This window comes from Neobacillus drentensis, from assembly GCF_036966985.1.
GTDB lineage: Bacteria > Bacillota > Bacilli > Bacillales > Cytobacillaceae > Neobacillus > Neobacillus drentensis_E.
In genome coordinates, this window is record NZ_JBALSN010000419.1 from 946 (window position 1) to 1,219 (window position 274).

General features: G+C 44.5%; 1 pseudogene (cut by a window edge). It reads left to right on the forward strand.

The window, feature by feature from the left end:
* Window positions 1–274: pseudogene (locus tag V7659_RS23950) on the forward strand (spore germination protein) (its annotated part extends 613 nt beyond the left edge of the window); the annotation flags it as partial.

Sequence of the window (274 nt, forward strand, 5' to 3'; positions counted from 1 at the left end):
TGCCGTTAATTTCCTACAGTACGAGGCCCGACTATGTGGTGGAATCGTTACAGCGAGGGCGGTTTTGCATTTTGATTGATGGGGCACCTGCCGCTTTGGTCGCCCCAATCAATTTTCAGTATTTGGTAAAATCGGCTGAAGATATGTACTTGCCGTATTTTTTTGTTACGTTTGAGCGGTTGATGAGATATCTCGCCTATTTCATAACTGTGATGCTGCCGGGATTGTACATCTCGCTAGTATCATATCATACGGAGCATCTTCAATTTCCTCT